At 29.8% G+C, this 19,453-nt stretch carries 21 protein-coding genes and 2 tRNA genes; 10 read left to right on the forward strand and 13 right to left on the reverse strand.

Translation table 11 applies throughout. The annotated features are described in order from the left end of the window. Positions 1-138: 138 nt before the first annotated feature. Together QOR43_RS03035 and glnA are read left to right on the forward strand one after the other, a co-directional pair. On the forward strand, positions 139-477 hold the full coding sequence (locus tag QOR43_RS03035; protein ID WP_265134006.1) for a P-II family nitrogen regulator: 339 nt from the start codon (positions 139-141) through the stop codon (positions 475-477). A 24-nt stretch (positions 478-501) separates the two neighbouring features. Continuing rightward, on the forward strand, positions 502-1,926 hold the full coding sequence (gene glnA / locus QOR43_RS03040; RefSeq protein ID WP_283571420.1) for a type I glutamate--ammonia ligase: 1,425 nt from the start codon (positions 502-504) through the stop codon (positions 1,924-1,926). A gap of 123 nt (positions 1,927-2,049) precedes the next feature. Here the strand turns inward: glnA and QOR43_RS03045 are convergent, their stop codons facing one another. From QOR43_RS03045 to aroC, 8 genes are all read right to left on the reverse strand, one after another. Continuing rightward, complete coding sequence (locus QOR43_RS03045; RefSeq protein WP_265134005.1) at positions 2,050-2,478, reverse strand: type II toxin-antitoxin system VapC family toxin; 429 nt, start codon at positions 2,476-2,478, stop codon at positions 2,050-2,052. Beyond that, on the reverse strand, positions 2,468-2,740 hold the full coding sequence (locus QOR43_RS03050) for a ribbon-helix-helix protein, CopG family (RefSeq protein ID WP_265134004.1): 273 nt from the start codon (positions 2,738-2,740) through the stop codon (positions 2,468-2,470). The genes QOR43_RS03045 and QOR43_RS03050 overlap by 11 nt, the downstream gene beginning before the upstream one ends. Before the next feature lie 142 nt (positions 2,741-2,882). Then, positions 2,883-2,966 (reverse strand) — tRNA-Leu (locus QOR43_RS03055). Between the two features lie 4 nt (positions 2,967-2,970). Next, positions 2,971-3,381: a hypothetical protein gene (locus QOR43_RS03060; protein WP_265134003.1), complete on the reverse strand. Its 411-nt coding sequence runs from the start codon at positions 3,379-3,381 to the stop codon at positions 2,971-2,973. A gap of 25 nt (positions 3,382-3,406) precedes the next feature. Continuing rightward, positions 3,407-3,479, reverse strand: a tRNA-His gene (locus QOR43_RS03065). A 51-nt stretch (positions 3,480-3,530) separates the two neighbouring features. After that, positions 3,531-4,298, reverse strand: coding sequence for a tRNA (adenine-N1)-methyltransferase (locus tag QOR43_RS03070; protein WP_265134002.1), 768 nt, complete (start codon positions 4,296-4,298; stop codon positions 3,531-3,533). Then, complete coding sequence (locus QOR43_RS03075; RefSeq protein WP_265134001.1) at positions 4,291-4,947, reverse strand: hypothetical protein; 657 nt, start codon at positions 4,945-4,947, stop codon at positions 4,291-4,293. Before QOR43_RS03075 ends, QOR43_RS03070 begins: the two co-directional genes overlap by 8 nt. Before the next feature lie 14 nt (positions 4,948-4,961). Continuing rightward, a complete protein-coding gene (gene aroC, locus QOR43_RS03080) occupies positions 4,962-6,137 on the reverse strand; it encodes a chorismate synthase (RefSeq protein ID WP_265134000.1) in 1,176 nt (391 codons plus the stop codon). 96 nt (positions 6,138-6,233) lie between these two features. Here aroC and QOR43_RS03085 point away from each other — a divergent pair, with 96 nt between their 5' ends. Continuing rightward, positions 6,234-7,721: an ArnT family glycosyltransferase gene (locus tag QOR43_RS03085; protein ID WP_283571421.1), complete on the forward strand. Its 1,488-nt coding sequence runs from the start codon at positions 6,234-6,236 to the stop codon at positions 7,719-7,721. Here the strand turns inward: QOR43_RS03085 and rnc are convergent. From rnc to fabG, 4 genes are read right to left on the reverse strand one after another with little or no spacing between them, the layout of a single operon-like run. Then, a complete protein-coding gene (rnc, locus tag QOR43_RS03090) occupies positions 7,694-8,434 on the reverse strand; it encodes a ribonuclease III (RefSeq protein WP_265133999.1) in 741 nt (246 codons plus the stop codon). The genes QOR43_RS03085 and rnc overlap by 28 nt on opposite strands. Positions 8,435-8,436: 2 nt before the next feature. After that, a complete protein-coding gene (fabF, locus tag QOR43_RS03095; protein ID WP_265133998.1) occupies positions 8,437-9,678 on the reverse strand; it encodes a beta-ketoacyl-ACP synthase II in 1,242 nt (413 codons plus the stop codon). A gap of 6 nt (positions 9,679-9,684) precedes the next feature. Continuing rightward, positions 9,685-9,921 carry an acyl carrier protein gene (gene acpP, locus QOR43_RS03100; protein ID WP_265133997.1) on the reverse strand — a complete coding sequence of 79 codons (237 nt, stop codon included), beginning with the start codon at positions 9,919-9,921 and terminating at the stop codon, positions 9,685-9,687. Between the two features lie 27 nt (positions 9,922-9,948). Continuing rightward, positions 9,949-10,683, reverse strand: a complete 735-nt coding sequence (gene fabG, locus QOR43_RS03105; RefSeq protein ID WP_265133996.1) for a 3-oxoacyl-[acyl-carrier-protein] reductase — start codon at positions 10,681-10,683, stop codon at positions 9,949-9,951. A gap of 180 nt (positions 10,684-10,863) precedes the next feature. Here fabG and dxs point away from each other — a divergent pair, with 180 nt between their 5' ends. The 3 genes from dxs to nadA are packed head-to-tail and all read left to right on the forward strand — an operon-like array spanning position 10,864 to position 14,018. Beyond that, positions 10,864-12,744 carry a 1-deoxy-D-xylulose-5-phosphate synthase gene (dxs, locus tag QOR43_RS03110; protein ID WP_265133995.1) on the forward strand — a complete coding sequence of 627 codons (1,881 nt, stop codon included), beginning with the start codon at positions 10,864-10,866 and terminating at the stop codon, positions 12,742-12,744. Position 12,745: 1 nt separating this feature from the next. Beyond that, positions 12,746-13,039 carry a DUF4911 domain-containing protein gene (locus tag QOR43_RS03115; protein WP_265133994.1) on the forward strand — a complete coding sequence of 98 codons (294 nt, stop codon included), beginning with the start codon at positions 12,746-12,748 and terminating at the stop codon, positions 13,037-13,039. Between the two features lie 46 nt (positions 13,040-13,085). Then, positions 13,086-14,018, forward strand: coding sequence for a quinolinate synthase NadA (gene nadA, locus QOR43_RS03120; RefSeq protein ID WP_265133993.1), 933 nt, complete (start codon positions 13,086-13,088; stop codon positions 14,016-14,018). On the opposite strand, the gene QOR43_RS03125 is transcribed toward nadA, so the two are convergent. After that, the gene (locus QOR43_RS03125; protein WP_265133992.1) at positions 14,015-16,702 is read right to left on the reverse strand and encodes a [protein-PII] uridylyltransferase family protein; all 2,688 of its coding nucleotides are present in this window, start codon (positions 16,700-16,702) and stop codon (positions 14,015-14,017) included. The genes nadA and QOR43_RS03125 overlap by 4 nt on opposite strands. Positions 16,703-16,759: 57 nt before the next feature. On the opposite strand from QOR43_RS03125, the gene QOR43_RS03130 reads away from it, so the two are divergent. From QOR43_RS03130 to QOR43_RS03145, 4 genes are read left to right on the forward strand one after another with little or no spacing between them, the layout of a single operon-like run. Further along, the gene (locus QOR43_RS03130) at positions 16,760-17,806 is read left to right on the forward strand and encodes a S1C family serine protease (protein ID WP_265133991.1); all 1,047 of its coding nucleotides are present in this window, start codon (positions 16,760-16,762) and stop codon (positions 17,804-17,806) included. Beyond that, positions 17,803-18,654, forward strand: a complete 852-nt coding sequence (locus QOR43_RS03135) for a sigma-70 family RNA polymerase sigma factor (RefSeq protein WP_265133990.1) — start codon at positions 17,803-17,805, stop codon at positions 18,652-18,654. Before QOR43_RS03130 ends, QOR43_RS03135 begins: the two co-directional genes overlap by 4 nt. Before the next feature lie 33 nt (positions 18,655-18,687). After that, positions 18,688-19,224: an ATPase gene (locus tag QOR43_RS03140; RefSeq protein ID WP_265133989.1), complete on the forward strand. Its 537-nt coding sequence runs from the start codon at positions 18,688-18,690 to the stop codon at positions 19,222-19,224. Next, a complete protein-coding gene (locus tag QOR43_RS03145; protein ID WP_265133988.1) occupies positions 19,217-19,432 on the forward strand; it encodes a hypothetical protein in 216 nt (71 codons plus the stop codon). Before QOR43_RS03140 ends, QOR43_RS03145 begins: the two co-directional genes overlap by 8 nt. Positions 19,433-19,453 lie beyond the last annotated feature (21 nt).

Below are 19,453 nucleotides of genomic sequence, written 5' to 3' on the forward strand. Positions count from 1 at the left end.
GCAAAATAATTATTTAGTTGCATAAAAAATATGCAAAATTGATAAAAATTTTGGTATAAATTTAGATATAAAACAAATAAGTTATTGAAAAAATTAAATTGGCATAAAATTTGTATATTTTATAGAAGGAGGCGTTAAATGAAAAAAATTGAAGCGATTATTAAACCTTTTAAACTTGATGAAGTAAAAGATGCTTTAACCAATATTGGTGTCTATGGTATGACCGTTACAGAAGCAAAAGGATTTGGAAGACAAAAAGGACATACAGAGTTATATAGAGGAGCAGAGTATGTTATTGATTTCTTACCTAAATTAAAAATAGAAATTGTAGTTGATGATGAAATTGTAGAGAAAGTAGTTGAAGCTATCATGCAAGCTGCAAGAACAGGAAGAATAGGTGATGGAAAAATATTTATTATCCCAATAGAAGATGTAATAAGAATAAGAACAGGCGAAAGAGGACCGGAAGCAATTTAAAAATTTTTATATAGGAGGTTTTTTATGACTATGATTCAATGTCAAACACCAGATGATGTAATGCGTGTTATTTCAGAAAAAGGTATTTCTTTTATTGATGTAAAATTTTCTGACCCATTTGGACAGTGGCAACATATTACTATTCCTTCCCATGAGTTTTCCTTAGATAGTTTTGAAGAAGGAATTCCTTTTGATGGTTCATCAATAAGAGGTTGGAAAGGTATTCAAGAATCTGATATGCTTCTTATTCCTGATCCAAAAACAGCATTTATAGACCCATTTATAGAAGAACCTACATTATCTCTTATCTGTGATGTTGTAGACCCTATTACAAAAGAGGCTTACAATAGAGACCCAAGACAGATTGCAAAAAAAGCTCTTGAATATTTAAGAGCATCCGGAATAGGAGATATAGCTTATTTTGGACCGGAAGCTGAATTCTTTATATTTGATGAAATAAGATTTAGCAATGGAGCAAACCATTCTTATTATGAAGTAGATTCTGAAGAAGGTTGGTGGAATACAGGAAGAGAAGAAAATCCAAACCTTGGATATAAAATTCCTTTTAAAAGAGGATATTTCCCTGTATCTCCTTTAGATAAAACTCACCATATCAGAATGGAAATGGTAAAAACCCTTGAAGAAGTTGGCTTAACAGTAGAAAGAGAGCATCATGAAGTTGCTACAGCAGGACAGGGAGAGATAAATTTCAGATTTTCTGACATAGTAGGCAGTGGAGATAATATTCTAAAATACAAATATGTTCTTAGAAATGTTGGTTATAGATATGGAAAATTTGTTACATTTATGCCAAAACCACTTGCAGGTGATAACGGCTCGGGTATGCACGTTCATATGTCTATCTGGAATAAAGGACAAAACTTATTTGCAGGAAATGGCTATGCCGGTTTATCTGATATAGCTTTATATGCTATCGGCGGAATAATAAAACATGCCAAGGCTATAGCAGCATTTTCAAATCCTACAACAAACTCTTATCACAGATTAGTGCCTGGATTTGAAGCTCCTGTTAGACTTGCATATTCTGCAAGAAATAGAAGTGCTGCTATAAGAATTCCGATAGTAGATTCTCCAAAAGCTAAAAGAATAGAAGTAAGATTCCCTGATGCTTCATCTAACCCATATTTAACGTTTACAGCATTACTTATGGCAGCTATAGATGGTATTGAAAACAGAATCCATCCGGGAGAACCTCTTGATAAAGATATCTATTCATTACCACCGGAAGAACTTGCGAATGTTCCACAAACACCAGGTTCTCTCCAAGAAGCAATAGATGCTCTTAAAGCTGATAATGAATTTTTATTAAAAGGTGGAGTAATGGATTTAGATTTCATTAATATGTGGATAGAAACAAAACAAGCAGAACATGACGCTATAAGATTAATTCCTCATCCAAAAGAATTTGAACTTTATTTTGATATCTAATCTCAAAGGGGCAGTTAATCTGCCCTTTTTTTTCTATAATTTTGAAATTAAGCAATTTAAAATCTAATTTTTAGAATTTGTATACTCTGCTGAACTATTTTTTCTAATGTGCTTTTATGTTGCTTATGTCAGTTTTTCTAAAAAATCTTTTGTATTTATCTTTTTTATATCTGGTGAGTAAAAATCATCATCATTAGATAAAATTAAATCGCATTGGTTTTCTTTTGCTAAAACATATTGTAAAGTATCTTCTAAATCTTTAAAGTTTTTATCTTTTTGCATTAATTCTATGGCTTTTTTAGTTTCATAATTTGAAAATGGTATTAAGTATAATAATTCCAAAGTATATGAAAGGTTTTCTAAAGCTTTTTCTTTGTCGTATTTTCTTAACACATAGTAAACTGTTGTTATTAAATCACAACTTGTTAAAAGTTCTACATTATTTTTTTGTAAATGGAAAAAAGCTTCTTTGGAATATTCACTATAAGGTCTGTTATCTAAAAATAGGTCTAAAATGACATTGGCATCTATAAATACTTTTTTACAACTCACTTTCCATTTGCTCCTTAATTTTTTGAATAGTAAGATTTGGGTCTATCTCTTTAAAATACTTTCTATTTTCGACTATTCTTTTTAAAGCTTCTAACTTTTTCTTTTTTTCTATTTCTTTATAAACATTTTCTATAAGTTTTTCTATTAGCTCACTTTGGGATTTATTTTCTATTCTTGCAAGTTCTTTTAGTTTTTCTTCTGCTTCTTTGGAAAGAGTTATATTTTTTCTAACTTTATTAGTTTTTTGGTTTTTTAGCTTCATTTTTATCACCTTTTAAATTTGTTTATACGCATAAATTTATACATAAAATTTATTATGTCAATATAGTTTAACTCTAATCTTTCTATATTTCATTTACAAATAGCTTTTTAATTTTGGAAATTGTGTTTATATGTTTAATGAATGCGAGTGGTGGGAGTTGAACCCACACGGCTTTTCAGCCACGGGATCCTAAGTCCCGCGCGTCTGCCAATTCCGCCACACTCGCAGATTTATTTAGCTGTTAATAATATTCTTATAACTGTTTCTGTTAAACCATACTCTATTCTAATAACTACTAATTTATCTTCTTTTGAGTAAGCTAAGATAGCTTCTTTTGAAATCAAAGAAGATTCTTTCTGCCAACCAAGTTTTGCCATATTTTTATCAAAAAAATCTACCAAATCAATGATATTCCCCTGTCCTTTATATATGAGATATGCCCTATAATATTTAGAAGAATCATATATCATTGAATTGGCTTCATCTAATACAAAATTTGCAGGTATCACAAATTGGTAATCTTTTCTATTTTCCGTTTTTGCCATTAATACAACCGGCTCTTTAGATGCAAATGATACTTGAGAACAGGAGCTAACCAATGTTGCAAATGTTAAAATCCCTGCTAATATTATCTTTTTCATTTTCATATCCTCAAAAATAATAAAGGGAGGATGACGGGACTTGAACCCGCGACCACATGGGCCACAACCATGTGCTCTGCCAACTGAGCTACATCCTCCGTGTAAACAGGTATATATTATATATATTTTTTTCCTTTATTTCAATAGCTTTAAAATCCTTTTTTTGCAAATATTAAATAGCCGGTATGGGCAACCATTCTATCTTCCGGTCTAAATCTGTCAAAAATCGGTTTATAGTCCCTAACAAATAATTCCTGCACTTCTATATTTATAAATCCATGATTTTTTAATCCTTTTAATAATTCTATAACTTGATTTGTGGTCGGGAGTAAAAAACCAATTGGGGCACCTTTTTTTAATGCTTCTTTTATATTATCTAAATAAAGCCAAGGTTCTCTTACATCTATAAAAGCAGCATCAAAATTTTTTTCCGGAAGTGGATTTGCCAAATCAAAAATAAAAGCATTTACAGTGTTTTCAAATCCAGCAAGTTGTATATTTTTTAATGCATTATTTAAAAATTTTTCTTCTTTTTCGTAAGCATAAATTCTGCCATCTGGATATAATGCATTTGCCATAACTATTGTCAAAGCTCCGCTTCCTATACCGGATTCTAAAACTTTCATACCATTTCTTAATCCGAGCTTTAAAGTTATATATCCGGAATCTTTTGGATATATTATCTGTGTTTGTCTTTTTATGGCATACATAATAATATCGTATAAAGATGGCTTTATTAATATAAAATTATGTCCGGAATGGGTTTGTATAGTATCGCCCCATTCCTTTCCGATAATATCATCATGGTTAATATTACCAAGATGGGTAGAATATACCTTTCCTTTTTCTATCTTTATAAAGAATCTATCTTTTCCGTTTGTTAATTCTACGGTGTCGTTTTCTTTTATTTTATCCATTCTTTTTCATAAGTAATGCAAGGCTAAATTCTTTATTATTATATAAATCTATTGAGTAATTATCCCAGAAAACACAAGTTCCACCGGCTATAAAACAGCCACCACTTGGGTCATCATATTTTGCAAATAATATTTTTTCTTTTCCAAGTTTTGAAATAGCTGTATTTTCAGCTTTTATTAAAGGTTTAACATTTTCTGCTATTGTTAATGTATCTGTGCATGCAAGCATAACTTTTTGAATTCCTTTTTCTTTTAGCTTTGGAAATATATCTGTTGTGGTTATTAATAGATTATCATTATCATAATTGTTAACATCGTCTGTTACAATATCTCCGTTAAACTTTATCCCAAATCTTTCTGATAAAGTATTACATCTATCTGCTATGGAGTCTTCATTTTTGTAATATGCATATATACCTACTTTTTTCCCTTTTTTAACAAGTTCTTCTATGAAATCTGCTTCTTCTTTTGTAAATGGTATTTCCGGATAGTTGAAAACTATAACATCATAATCTGCAAGTTTTTCAAATTTATCAACTTCTTCTACTATAATGCTATTTTCTTTTGTGTATCTTTCAAGCTTAGAAAAATAGTAATGGTCTGATATTATAAATTCTTGGTGTGTAATGCTCCATGCAACTTTTGTCATAAATGACCTCCTTTTTAATAAATTTTTATATATTCAATATAATCTTGATATCTTTTTTTGATATTATTCATATTATCATTACCAAATTGTTCTAATATGGCATCTGTTAAAACTATTGCAAGCATTGCTTCTCCTACAACTGCTGCTGCCGGAACTGCTGTTATATCTGAGCGTTCTTTTGCCGCCATAAAAGGCTCTTTTGTTATCACATTTACAGATTTTAATGATTTTTGTCTCATCAATGTTGGGATAGGTTTCATAGCCGCTCTTACAATTATTGGTTCTCCGTTTGAGATACCGCCTTCAATACCGCCGGCATGGTTTGTTTTATGATAAAATCCTTTTTCTTTGTCATAAAATATTTCATCATGAGCCATTGAGCCGGGTAAATAAGATAGCCTACATCCATCTCCTATTTCTACACATTTTATAGCTTGAATACTCATAAATGCTTGGGCAATCTTTCCATCTAATTTTCTATCCCACTGGACATAAGAGCCTAAACCGATAGGCACTCCAATTGCAAAAACCTCAAATATACCACCAAGACTTTCACCATCTTCTTTTGCTTTGTCTATATAATCTTTAAACTCTTGGTCTAACTCCGGTAGAGGTATTCTAATCTCTGAACTCTCTGCCTTTTCAAATCTTTCTTTTAAAGGCATATCTTCTATCTTATCTTTTATTGATTTTTCACCGATAGATAAAACATAACTTCCTATCTCTATTCCAAATTCTTTTAAAAATTGTTTGCAAATAGCTCCTACTGCAACCCTTGTTGTTGTTTCCCTTGCACTTGCTCTCTCTAAAACATTTCTTAAATCATAAAAACCATATTTTATTCCACCAACTAAATCTGCATGTCCAGGTCTTGGCTCTATTATCTGTTTTTTTTCTACCGGTGAGCCTTCTATTGACATTATATCAGTCCAGTTTTCCCAATCTTTGTTTTTTATCATCAATGTTATAGGTGAGCCAAGGGTATATCCAAATCTTACGCCGGATAATATTTCTGCGGTATCTTTTTCTATTTTCATTCTACCGCCACGGCCATATCCTTTTTGTCTTCTTACAAGCTCATTATTTATAAATTCAGAAGATATTTTTAAATTAGAAGGTATTCCTTCTATAATAGCTGTCAATGCCGGTCCGTGGGATTCTCCCGCATTTAAAAATCTCAAATGTCCCATATTTCTCCTTTTTAAATCTTGATAAGATATAATATTTTACATTAAATTTAATCTGCGAGGTAGTTAAAAATAATCAAATCAATATTTTTATTTATCATAGCATTTTTTATATTTTCTGCAAATATAGGTGGTTTGTCAATTATTAGCTTAGATGAAGCAAAAAATGCATCCTGTGCAAGGGAGATGATGGAAAGAGGGGATTATATTGTCCCTACATTTAATTATGAACTCAGAACTGATAAACCACCAATGCATTACTACTTTATGATAATAGCATACAAAATTTTTGGAGTAAATGAGTTTTCTGCAAGATTTTTTTCTTCAATTTTTGGTGCTTTTACAGTATTAATAACATTTTTATTTGGAAAAAAAGTTTTTAATGAAAAGATAGGATTTTTATCGGCAATTATTTTAATTTCTTCTATGCATACTGCCATTCAGTTTCATTTAGCTGTCCCTGACCCTTATCTTATATTTTTTATAACTTCTGCTTTATTTAGTTTTTATCTTTTTTATGCAGAGAAAAAGGATATATGGCTTTATATCTTTTATATATCCATAGGACTTGGCATTTTGACAAAAGGATTAGTTGCTTTTGTTTTACCTTCTACAATTATATTTTTATTTTTGGTTTATAAAAAAGAGCTTAAATTTATTAAAGATTTAAAATTATTTCAAGGATTTGTAATAATATCAGCAATATCTCTTCCCTGGTATATTGCTGTTTGGATAAAAACCGATGGCGTTTGGATTAAGGAATTTTTATTTAAACATAATATAGAAAGATATTCTACAACTTTTGAAGGACATGGTGGAAATTTTCTTTTACCGGTTTTATTTGTTCTTATAGGTATTCTTCCTTTCTCTATTTTTTCTATTCAATCTATCTTTCATTTATTTAAAGATAAAAAAGATAGCCTTATATATCTTTTTATAGCAGTAGCTTTATGGATTATATTTTTTTCATTTTCCGGAACAAAACTTCCAAATTACACTACACCAATATATCCGGCTTTATCAATCATAATTGGAAATTATTTATCCAATTTTGAAAAAAATAGATTTAACACTGCTTCCATAATTTTTTATATTTTATTGACAATAATTTTAACTTTTGCATTATTCTATTTTATTAGCCAAGATAAAACTCTATCCTATTTATCTTACAATGCCTTTTATTTTATTATTTTAACAATTGGAGCTATTATAGGGCTTTATTTTTATTTAAAAGATAGATTTTTATATTCTTTTGCTTCTTTATCTCTTTCTTCTGTATTAATGATATTTTTATTCTTTTATTATATCTTTCCTAAATTTGACAAAGAATCTTCTGTTTTGTATATTTTGCCGTATATTGAAAAAGATAAACCGGTTTTTTATTATAAAAGATTTAATCCTGCATTTTCTTTTTATTTAAAGAAAAAGATAGAAGAGATAAAAGATTTTAATAATCTAAAAGATATAAATATCTTGACAAGAGAAGAGTATCTACAAGAGATTTTAGAAAAAGGAATAACTGTTAAGAAAATTATAAAGAAGAAAGATTTATTTGAAAATCATGTTTCTGTATTGCTTGTTTTATGAAGCTGTATATATGCTTTTTTTGCTGCTTCTGTTTCTGCTTCTTTTTTTGATTTTCCTTTTCCGCTTGTTGTTAATTTATCACTTATTTTACATTCTATTGTAAATATTTTGCTATGCTCCGGACCTTCTTCTGAAATTAATTTATATTTAGGTGCTATGCCAAAATGTTTTTGTGTGTATATTTGAAGAAGGGATTTATAATCTCTTGGTATATTTCCGGTTTTTATATCATTTATTAAATCTTTGTAAAATAATTTTTTGAATATTGCCCTTGGTTTTGAGATATTATATCCGCAGTCTACATATATAGCTCCAAAAATAGCTTCAAATACATCACAAAGAAGGGATTCTCTTTCTGTGCCTTTTTGCATTAATTCACCTTTGCTGACAAGTGCTATCTCTGTAAGGCTTATTTTTCTACCGAGCCTTGAAAGATATGCTTCACTAATAATTGAAGAGCGAAGTTGTGATAACTCTCCTTCTCTTGCATTTGGAAATTGTTTAATAAGTATCTCACTTACTATTAAAGATAAAACTGCATCTCCGAGAAATTCTAAAACTTCATAATCTTTTATTTTTTCCGGGTATTCGGCTACAAATGAGCGATGGGTTATTGCTGATAATATATTGGATTTATCTTTAAAATTATATCCAAGTATAGCTTCTATTTTATTAATTCTGTCTTCAAACTGCTTTATAACTTTTTCATCCATATTTACTCAAAAGCTTTAAATACAAGACAAGCATTTGTTCCGCCAAATCCAAATGAGTTAGATATAGCAACTTTTACCGGATATTCTATTGCTTTATTAGGAACATAATCTAAATCACAATAAGGGTCTGGATGTTCATAATTAATTGTTGGTGGGATTATGCCATGTTTTATAGTTAAAGCAGTTGCTACTGCTTCTACTGCTCCTGCTGCTCCAAGTAAATGTCCTATCATAGATTTTACAGAGCTTATTTTTAATTTGTATGCGTGTTCTTTAAATACTTCTTTTATGGCATGAGTTTCTACTCTGTCATTTAAAGGTGTAGATGTTCCGTGGGCATTAATATAATCTACTTCTGTTGGATTTATTCTTGCATCATTTAAAGCCATTTTCATAACTCTGATTGCACCATCTGCATCTGCACAAGGAGCTGTTATATGGTATGCATCACCTGTCATTCCATAGCCAACAACTTCTGCATATATTTTTGCTCCTCTTTTTATAGCATGTTCTAACTCTTCAAGTACTAATATTCCTGCTCCTTCTCCCATTACAAAGCCATCTCTTTCTGCATCAAATGGTCTTGATGCTTTTGTAGGTTCTTCATTTCTTGTAGAAAGGGCTTTCATATTGGCAAAACCGGCTATTCCAAGTGGTGTAATTGCTGACTCTGTTCCACCGGCAATCATAATATCAGCATCGCCTCTTTGTATTATTTTAAATGCATCTCCTATGGAATGGGTTCCGGTAGCACAGGCTGTAACTACACAGGAATTTGGTCCTTTAAATCCAAACTCTATGGATATATATCCGGAAGCCATATTTGATATTCCAGATGGAATGAAGAAAGGAGATACTCTTCTTGCTCCTTTCTCCATTAAAACCATCTGTTGTTCTTCTATATCTCTGAGTCCGCCAATACCGGTTCCGACTATAACACCGGCTTTTTCTTTATCTATTTTTTCTAAATCTAAACCGCTATCTAAGATAGCTTCTTTTGCAGCAATTACTGCAAATTTAACAAAATCACTCATTCTTTTGAGTTCTTTTGAGTCAAGATATTTAGAATAATCTATATTTTTTACTTCGCCGGCTATCAATACAGGAAGGTTATAAGCAACAGGGTCAAATCTTTTGATTATATCTATACCACTTTTGCCGTTTATAAGACCTTCCCAGTATTCTTTTACATTTTCTCCAAGCGGTGTTACAGCTCCTAAACCGGTAATGACGACTCTTCTCATCTTATATTAAGCTCCTTTTTTAGAAGATATATAATTTAAAACATCTCCTACTGTTGATATTTTTTCTGCATCTTCATCAGGAATTTCTATTCCAAATTCTTCTTCAAAAGCCATAATAAGCTCTACTACGTCCAATGAATCTGCTCCAAGGTCTTCTACAAATTTAGATTCTGGCTTGATACTCTCAATATCAACACCAAGCTGGTCAGCTATAATTTCTTTTACTCTTTGCTCAATAGACATTTTCAAAACCTCCTATATAAAAATTTTTTAATACATTCCGCCATTTACATGAATAACTTCACCGGTAATATAAGAAGCTAAATCAGAAGCTAAAAATAAAACTACATTGGCAACATCTTCCGGCTTTCCGAATCTGCCAAGAGGTATCTGTTTAAGATAATTCTCTTTTATATCAACAGGAAGTGTTTCAGTCATATCAGTTTCAATAAATCCCGGTGCTACTGCATTTACCGTTATATTTCTTGATGCAAGTTCTTTTGCAAGAGATTTTGTAAAACCGATTAAACCTGCTTTTGTAGTAGCATAATTTACCTGACCTATATTTCCTATAAATCCTATTATTGAGCTTATATTTATTATTCTGCCGTATCTTTGTTTAATCATATTTTTTACGATAGCTTGGGTTATTTTGAAAGTTCCATTTAAATTAGTATTTATAACAGCAAGCCAATCTTCTTCTTTCATTCTGATAAATAGGGTATCTTTTGTTATTCCGGCATTATTGACTAATATATCTATTTTTCCGATTTTGTTTATTTCTTCTATTGCTGAAGATATATCTGATGATAAATCAAGGGCTATTGCATATGTATTTACATTAAATTCATTTTTTATATTGTCTGCTACAAGCTGAGCTGTGTTTTTATCTCTACCGGTTATTATAACATCTGCACCATATTTTGCAAATTCTACGGCTATTGCTTTACCAATTCCTCTTGTAGAACCGGTTATTAAAGCCGTTTTTCCTTTAAAATCTATCAATATTACCCTCTCAATCAGATAATTGTTTTATATTTTATCATAAAATTGTTAAATTTTCATAAGAAGTTATCCTTATTCGCCAAAAATGCTAAATTAACTTAATGTATAACAATACAAAAAAACAATTTTAGGAATAATTTGATATATACTATTAATTTTAAAAAATCAAGAGGTGTAGTTATGAAAATACTTGATAAAATCAATGATTATAAAGATTTAAAAAATTTAACAAAAGAAGAGATAAATCAGCTTTGTGAAGAGATAAGAGAATATATAATAGATGTTACTTCAAAAAATGGCGGGCATATAGGACCATCTCTTGGGACAGTAGAATTAACCATTGCATTACTTATGGCTTTTGACCCTGAAATAGATAGAATAGTATGGGATGTTGGACATCAAACATATACATATAAAATATTAACCGGTAGAAAAGAACAATTTAAAACATTAAGACAGTATAAAGGTATTTCAGGATTTTCAAAAATAAAAGAAAGCAAATACGACCATTTTGGAACAGGACATAGTAGCACATCAATATCTGCTGCACTTGGTATGAGGGTAGCAAAAGATTTGAAAAAAGAGGAAGGATACACCATAGCAGTAATAGGCGATGGAGCAATGACAGCAGGCGAAGCCTTTGAAGGATTAAATAATGCAGGATGGCTTGACCCATCTAAATTCATAGTAATACTAAATGATAATCAGATGTCTATATCTCCTAATGTTGGAGCTTTATATACATATTTTAATAAAATAATTACAAATCAAGTTTTTCAAAAGCCAAGACAAAAATTAAAGGAAATCACGGAAAAATTATTAGGAAAAAAAGCAGTAAGATTGCTCAGAAAGATAGAAGAATACACAAAAGGATTATTTGCACCGGGAATAATCTTTGAAGAACTCGGATTTACTTATGTTGGAACTATTGACGGACATAATCTATTTGACCTTGAAAAAACACTACAAAATATTAAACAGATGAGGGGACCAATTCTTTTGCATGTTATTACCCAAAAAGGAAAAGGATATAAATTTGCAGAGGAAAATCCGGTAACATTTCATGGTGTTTCTCCTTTTGATAAAATATCCGGTTTATCTATAAAAAAATCATCTTTACCAACATATAGCAAAATTTTCGGAGATGCTCTTGTAGAACTTGCAGAAAAAGATGAAAAAATAGTTGCAATTACTCCGGCAATGAAAGAAGGCTCAGGACTTGTAGAGTTTTCAAAAAGATTTCCTGACAGATTTTTTGATGTAGCAATAGCAGAACAGCATGCATCAACATTTGCAGCAGGACTTGCAAAAGAAGGATTAAAGCCGGTTGTTGCGTATTACTCAACATTTATGCAAAGGGCTTATGACCAAGTAATCCACGATGTAGCCCTTCAAGAATTACCGGTTATATTTGCAATAGATAGGGCAGGATTGGTAGGTGATGATGGACCTACCCATCATGGTGTTTTTGATATAGCTTATTTAAGACCTATACCGAATATAATAATATCAGCACCAAAAGATGAGCAAGAATTAAGAAATCTGCTTTATACTGCTATAAATAGCAACAAAGTATTTGCTATAAGATATCCAAGAGGGAATGCTGTTGGAGTAAATATTGAAGATTTTGAAAAGATAGAGATAGGCTCTTGGGAATTATTAGAAGAAGGAAAAGAGATAGCAATTTTAGCGGTAGGTAAATATGTTCAAAGAGCCTTAGAAGTAAGAAAATTATTAAAATTAAAAGGCATAAATCCAACAATTATAAATGCAAGATTTATAAAGCCGATGGATGAAAAGTTATTAAAAATTACCTTAAATAATCATAAATATATAGTTACAATGGAAGATGGAGTTTTAAATGGTGGCTTTTCTTCTGCAGTTGCCGAGTTTATGGCTGATTATGGATATACAAATATCTTAATCAGATTTGGAATACCGGATAGATTTATAGAACATGGAAAAACAGAACTCTTAGAAAAAGACCTCGGATTACTTCCGGAACAAATGGCAGATAGGATATTAAATAGATTAATAAATACAGTTAAAAAAGAGGCGTAAAATGCTATCACCGGAACTTATCCAAAAATTAAACAATCCACCAAGAAAAACTATTAACCTTGTTATTAAACTAAATCCGGAAAAAATGAATTTTGTATCTATGGTAATAAACGGCTACGATAGAATAGCTCTTCCAAGAACAAGAAATGGAAAAGAAGGAATTTTGGATTTAATTGCTTCACCGGATTTTATAGATGATTTATATCTTATATTGGAAGATTTGAAAAAAAATTATGACCCTACCCTTGAAATCATAGAAGAACTTGGAGATAACTGGATAGTTGCAGTTAAATGAAAAAAGAATAAATTTTTATAACGCTGTTTTATTTTAAGGAGGTAATATGGTAATAACCGAAAAACAGGTAGCAGAAAAAATAAATAAATTAAAAAAAGAAAAAAATGCTGTAATCCTTGCCCATTATTATCAAAGACCTGAAATACAGGATATTGCAGATTATATAGGAGATTCCTTAGAACTTTCAAGAAAAGCCCAGCAAACAGATGCTGATATTATAGTTTTTTGCGGTGTTAGATTTATGGCAGAAACTGCAAAAATATTAAATCCGGATAAAAAAGTTTTACATCCTAATCCGGAAAGCGGTTGTCCGATGGCAGATATGGCTACCGTAGAAGGAGTATTAAGATTAAAAAAAGAACATCCTGATGCAGTGGTAGTATCTTATATAAATACAAATGCAGATGTTAAAGCAGTATCAGATATTATAGTAACTTCAAGAAATGCAGTTAAGGTAGTTAAATCCCTACATGCCAAAAAGATAATATTTGTTCCAGACCAATTTCTGGGAAGTTTTGTAGCAAAACAAATTCCGGAAAAAGAGTTTATATTATGGAAAGGATTTTGCCCACCTCATTTTAATCTATCTGCAAAAGAACTTCTTGCTTTAAAAGAAAAATATCCGGATGCAAAAATAGCAGTTCATCCGGAATGTAATACAGATACGGCAGAAATTGCAGATTTTGTAGGTAGCACAACCCAGATAATAGAATATGCAACAACCTGCGAAGCAGATACGGTAATAATAGGAACAGAAGTAGGAATAGAATATGCTTTAAAGAAAAAAAATCCAAATAAAAAATATATATTTCCTCAAGCAGCAGAATATTGCGGTGTAGTCCATTGCTGTGATATGAAGAAAAACACCTTAGATAAAGTTCTACAAGTTTTAGAAGAAGAAAATAATGAGATAATTCTTGACAAAGAACTCATGGAAAAAGCAAGAATACCTCTTGAAAAAATGCTTTCTATTTCTTAAAGCTTATATACTGTTTTTATAAATTTTTCTCTTATACGGTTTTTGCTATTTTTTATTTGATTAAATAATTCTTCTTCTTTTATATTTAAAAAGTTTGCTATACGGGATAGCTCTTTACTTTCTTTTTGTAGCTTAGAGCTTGAAGAGCCTTTTATCATTCTAAGTTTTGTTTCCATATCCCTTAAAAATATAAAATCTTCTAAAATATCCGGAGCTATATTTTTAACACCTTCCAAAATGCTTGTATTTCTTATTTTATTTCTCAGATAAAAAATCTGAACTAAAAACTCAATATCTGCAATTCCACCTTTACCCAGTTTTATATCTATGCTATTTTCTGTTTCTTTGACTAATCCTTCAAGTCTATATCTCATCTCAACTGCTTCATCTATGAATGATTTATCTATATCTTTTGAAAATAAAAACTGCCTGATTAAATTTTCAATATCAAAATCTCCAACTATAAATCTTGATTTTGTCCATGCAAGTTTTTCCCAAGCCCTTGCCTCTTCTTTAAAATATCTTTCATAAAAAGATACAGAAGGAGATAATTCACCGGCTTTCCCGTAAGGTCTAAGCCTTAAATCTATCTGATACAGATTTTTTTCTGTTAAATCTCTTACTATTTGGGAAGGTATTTTAGAATATAAATATTTAGATTCTTCATCTTTAAATACAAATATTAAATCAAGGTCAGAGCCTATATTCATCTCTCTACTTCCAAGCTTTCCAAGTCCGTAAATTGCTAAATCTTTTCCATTATTCAATCTGTATAATCTTTTAATGATAAAATCAGCAAGATTTGTGATTGCTTCATTTAATTTTGTTAATTTTTCCTCTTTTATATCTTTATCTGATAAATATCTTAATGTTGAAACTACTTCAACAATTTTCTTTAATTTTTTTAATTTTTCCTTTTCTTCCGGTATATTTATTATTTTAAGCTCTTCTAAAAACTGCTCCTCATTTTCTAAATCTTTATCTAAACTGAAAACATAATCTAAAACCTCTTTATCTTTTGCAATAATATTAGTTATATAATCTGAACTATTTGATATATCTATTAAAAATTGGGATAGCTTTTTATTTTGCTCTAAAGCAGAAACAAATATTCTAAGTAGTTTTCCATCAATTAATAATTTTACAAAATTTATAATAAAACTTTCTTTATCTGAAATTCGTTTTAAAACATCTTCAAATTCTGATAAATACTCAAATAAAATATTTTTTTGATTTTCTGTTAATAAAGAGTAATCTTCCGATATAAATATACTTTCTATTAAATTTAAAGCCCAGCCTGCATCTTTAAATCCGATTTCTCTTAAATAATTTATAGCTTCTTCATAATTTTGTTTTGTATATATATAGTTTTGTAAAATTGAGAACTGCTTTTCTTCTTCCGGCAATATATTTTCAAATATAGATTTTACTTTATTTCTGTAATAATTTAGTTTATTCAAAAATTGATTTTCATCTAAACCGAGTTTTTCTGCAAATTCCGGTGCATCTTTTAGGTTAAGAATTTGGGTTTGAACGCAATTTTTAAGTTGTATTCTATGCTCTAAATTTCTATAAAATATATATGCTTCTTCTAAAAGCTGGCTATCTTCTTTCTTTACATAACCTTTTTCTGTAAGTATTCTAAGGGCTTTTATTGTTTCTCTTTCTCTTAAATCTTTATCGTATCCACCATAAAGTAGTTGAAAAACCTGAACGAAAAACTCTATCTCTCTTATTCCACCTTCCGATTTTTTTATATCTATCTGTGAAGATTTATCTATTTTGGCATATTCTTCTATCAATTTTTTCATAGAGACAATTTCTTTAACTACTTCAACATCTGTATGCTTTCTATAAACAAAAGGTGTTATAATCTGCATAAATTCATTACTTACAGATATATCACCGGCACTATGTCTTGCCTTTATAAGCATATATCTTTCCCAGATTCTACCAACAGACCAATAGTATGCTTCTATAACCGGTAAACTATATGCAATTAATCCTTTTTTACCTTCCGGTCTTAAATCTAAATCTATATTCCACGCAATTCCTTCTGAATTTCTTTTTGTTAGCCAACCTGTCATATCCCTGAATAAAAATGAGAAAAACTCCCTATTTGAGATACTATTTGCTCCATCTGTTTTCCCTTCATTTGAGTATATATACATAATATCAATATCCGAGTAATAATTTAAATCTGTTCCTCCATGTTTCCCAAGGGCTATTATGCTACCTTTTGCCAAATCTCCTGTTGCCTCATCTATCGGATATCCGTATCTATTTTTATATTTTTCAAAGGCTCTTTTATAAGCAACTTCCAAACAAGCATCTGCAAGATATGAATATTCTTCCATAAGATTTAATAAACTATCTTTTTTCATTAAATCTCTTGCTACAATTCTTGAAAAATGCTTCATTTTAAAAAATGTTATCTGTCTGATGAACTCTTCATCTTGTTTAATATCTACAAGATTTAGTGCTTCCTCAATTAACTGCTCCCTTTTAAAAGATGGTTTATCAAGATTATCATATATATAATCAAGCTCTTCTGTATGCCTGAATATAAAATCTGTGATACAAGAGCTATTTTTGGCAATAATAGAAAGAAGATTATATTTATCTTCAGATAAACTGTCTAAAAAATCTTTTTTTAGTGTTTCAAATTTACCAAGATTTGACATTTATAACTCCACACAAATTTTTATGATAAAATATTTTATAACAATGGTGAAGGATAGATGAGAGAATACAAATCATATATATTTTTACTCCTGATAACAATATTTATTGTTAGCTCATGTGATAGAAGACCTTTAGAAAAAAAGGATTCTATTCATCAACTTCAGGAAAAAATATCTTCTGTTATTACACAGGTTACTCCATCTATTGTGACGGTTTTCAGCAAGCAAAATGATAATAAATCTGCTCCGAATATATTCAGATATGATTTATCAGAAAATGAATCGGTAGGCTCCGGATTTATTATAAAAAGAGATGCAAAATATTTTTATATAATTACAAATACTCATGTTATAGAAAAAGCAAAAAATATAGCAGTTAAATTTTATAATGATTTAGAGCTAAAAGCAGAGGTTGTAGGTTCAGATACAAAAACAGATATATCAATTATAAAAGTTCCGATAACACCTTCTATTTCTAATCTAAAACCTTTAAAATTTGCTCCGGAAGAAAAAATAAAAGTAGGTTATTTTGTTATTGCTGCCGGTTCTCCTTATAATCTTGGATATACATATACATTTGGTATAATCTCGGCTTTAAATAGAGACCTTGGTATATCAAGTTATGAAGATTATATCCAGACAGATGCTGCGATAAATCCGGGAGATTCAGGAGGCCCTCTTATAAATATAGATGGGGAAGTGGTTGGAATGAATGTTGCTATAATACAATCAGGAGAGGGGCTTGGATTTGCAATACCTGTTTCAACTATAAAAGATATATCCGAAGATATAATAAAATACGGAAAAGTAAGAAGAGGTTGGATAGGAATAATGGTAGAAGATATTCCTGAAAATCTAAAAGAAAGCAAAAATCTTTCCGGCGGAGCAATAATAATAAAAATACAAAAAAATAGCCCTGCAAAAGAATATGGCCTGAAAGAAGGTGATATAATATATGCAGTAGATGATATTCCTGTAAAAAATGCAAAACAACTAAAAAAGATGATGTTAAAATTTAAACCTAATCAAGATATTAAATTTGATATAATAAGGGATAATATAAGAATGAGTATAATAGTAAAAGCGGGGGAAAAAGATTTATGAGAAAATTTAATTATGAAGAAGATGTTGAATACTATCTTAAATCTATATATAAAATCCCACTCTTATCAAAAGATGAAGAAGAAGAAATTTTATCTCAGATAAAAGAAGGAAAAAAAGAAGCACTCCATAGATTAATCCAAGGAAATTTAAGATTTGTTGTAAATATTGCAAAAAGATATGCCGGATATAATATTCCTTTTCAAGAGCTTATATCTGCCGGAAATCTTGGGCTTGTAGAAGCAGCCCAAAGATATGACCCTTCTAAAGGAGTAAAATTTATATCTTATGCAGTATGGTGGATAAAACAATCAATAATGGAGCTAATAAATAAACAAACAGATATTATAAAAAAACCACAAAAGAGTTATTCAATCTTTTCTAAAATAGATAATGCGTATATTAGATTAAAAGAGGAACTACAAAGAGAACCTACCTTTGAAGAGATAGAAAATTTTATAAAAGAAGAAGGCATAGATAAAGATATAATAAAAAGCTATTTTTTAAATAAAAAATATTTTGTATCCTTAGATGAACCAATTGATACAGATGATGAAGATATGATACTTTCTGATTTAATATCAAATTACGGCACAGAAGATATAGAAAAAGATATTTTGGAAGATGATATAAAATATCAGCTAAATAAATTATTGGATTATCTATCTCCAAGAGAAAAGAAAATAATAATACATAGATATGGACTTGATGGAGAAGAGCCAAAAACATTAAAGGAAGTAGGAGATATTCTTGGAATATCAAGGGAAAGGGTTAGGCAGATAGAAGTAAGAGCTTTAAAAAAATTAAAAAAACTTGCTAAAAAACATTCTATTGAAGATTTGATAAAGTGATATTAGAGATATCCAAATTAAGAGGCTGTTTTTATGGAAAAAACGCTATTTATCATAGCCGGAGCAAATGGAAGTGGTAAAACCACTTTTGCCAAAGAGTTCTGCAAAGAAAATAACCTTGAATTTTTAAACACCGATGAAATAGCAAAACATTGCAAAAGCGATATAGAAGCCGGTAGAAAGTTTTTAAAATTAGTTAGGGAAAAATTTAATCAAGGCTCCTCATTTGTGATAGAAACTACTCTTTCGGGAAAATATATAAAGCAATTAATCAAAGAGGCAAAACAAAAAAGATTTAAGGTTAAGCTCATTTATATCTTTTTATCTAAACCAGAGGAGAATATTTTAAGGGTAAAACAAAGAATTGTTACAGGTGGTCATTTTGTTCCGGAAGAAGATATTAAAAGAAGATATTATAGAAGTAAGAAGTTATTTTTAGAATTGAGAAACTTTGTTGATAGTTGGAGTTTAATTTTTAATGGTGAAGATGATTTCGTTTTAGTAGCCAAAGATAATCAAATTTACATTGATGAATTATACAAAAAGTTCTTGGAGGATTTAAATGGATAATAAATTTAGTGATGAATTAGAGTTTAAGATTTTAGTTATAGGAAATAGGGCTGTAAGAAAGGCACAGCAAGAAAATTTAAAAAAAGGAGTTCCAAATGTTTACTGTAAAAATGGTAATTTTTACTTTGAACTTCCGGATGGAACCATAACAACTGAAGTTCCTGACATTTATAAAGATGTTTTTGAAAAATTTAAAAAAACAGATTAAAGTTTTAAGCCAGCATAGATA

The sequence above is a fragment of the Venenivibrio stagnispumantis genome, from assembly GCF_900182795.1.
GTDB lineage: Bacteria > Aquificota > Aquificia > Aquificales > Hydrogenothermaceae > Venenivibrio > Venenivibrio stagnispumantis.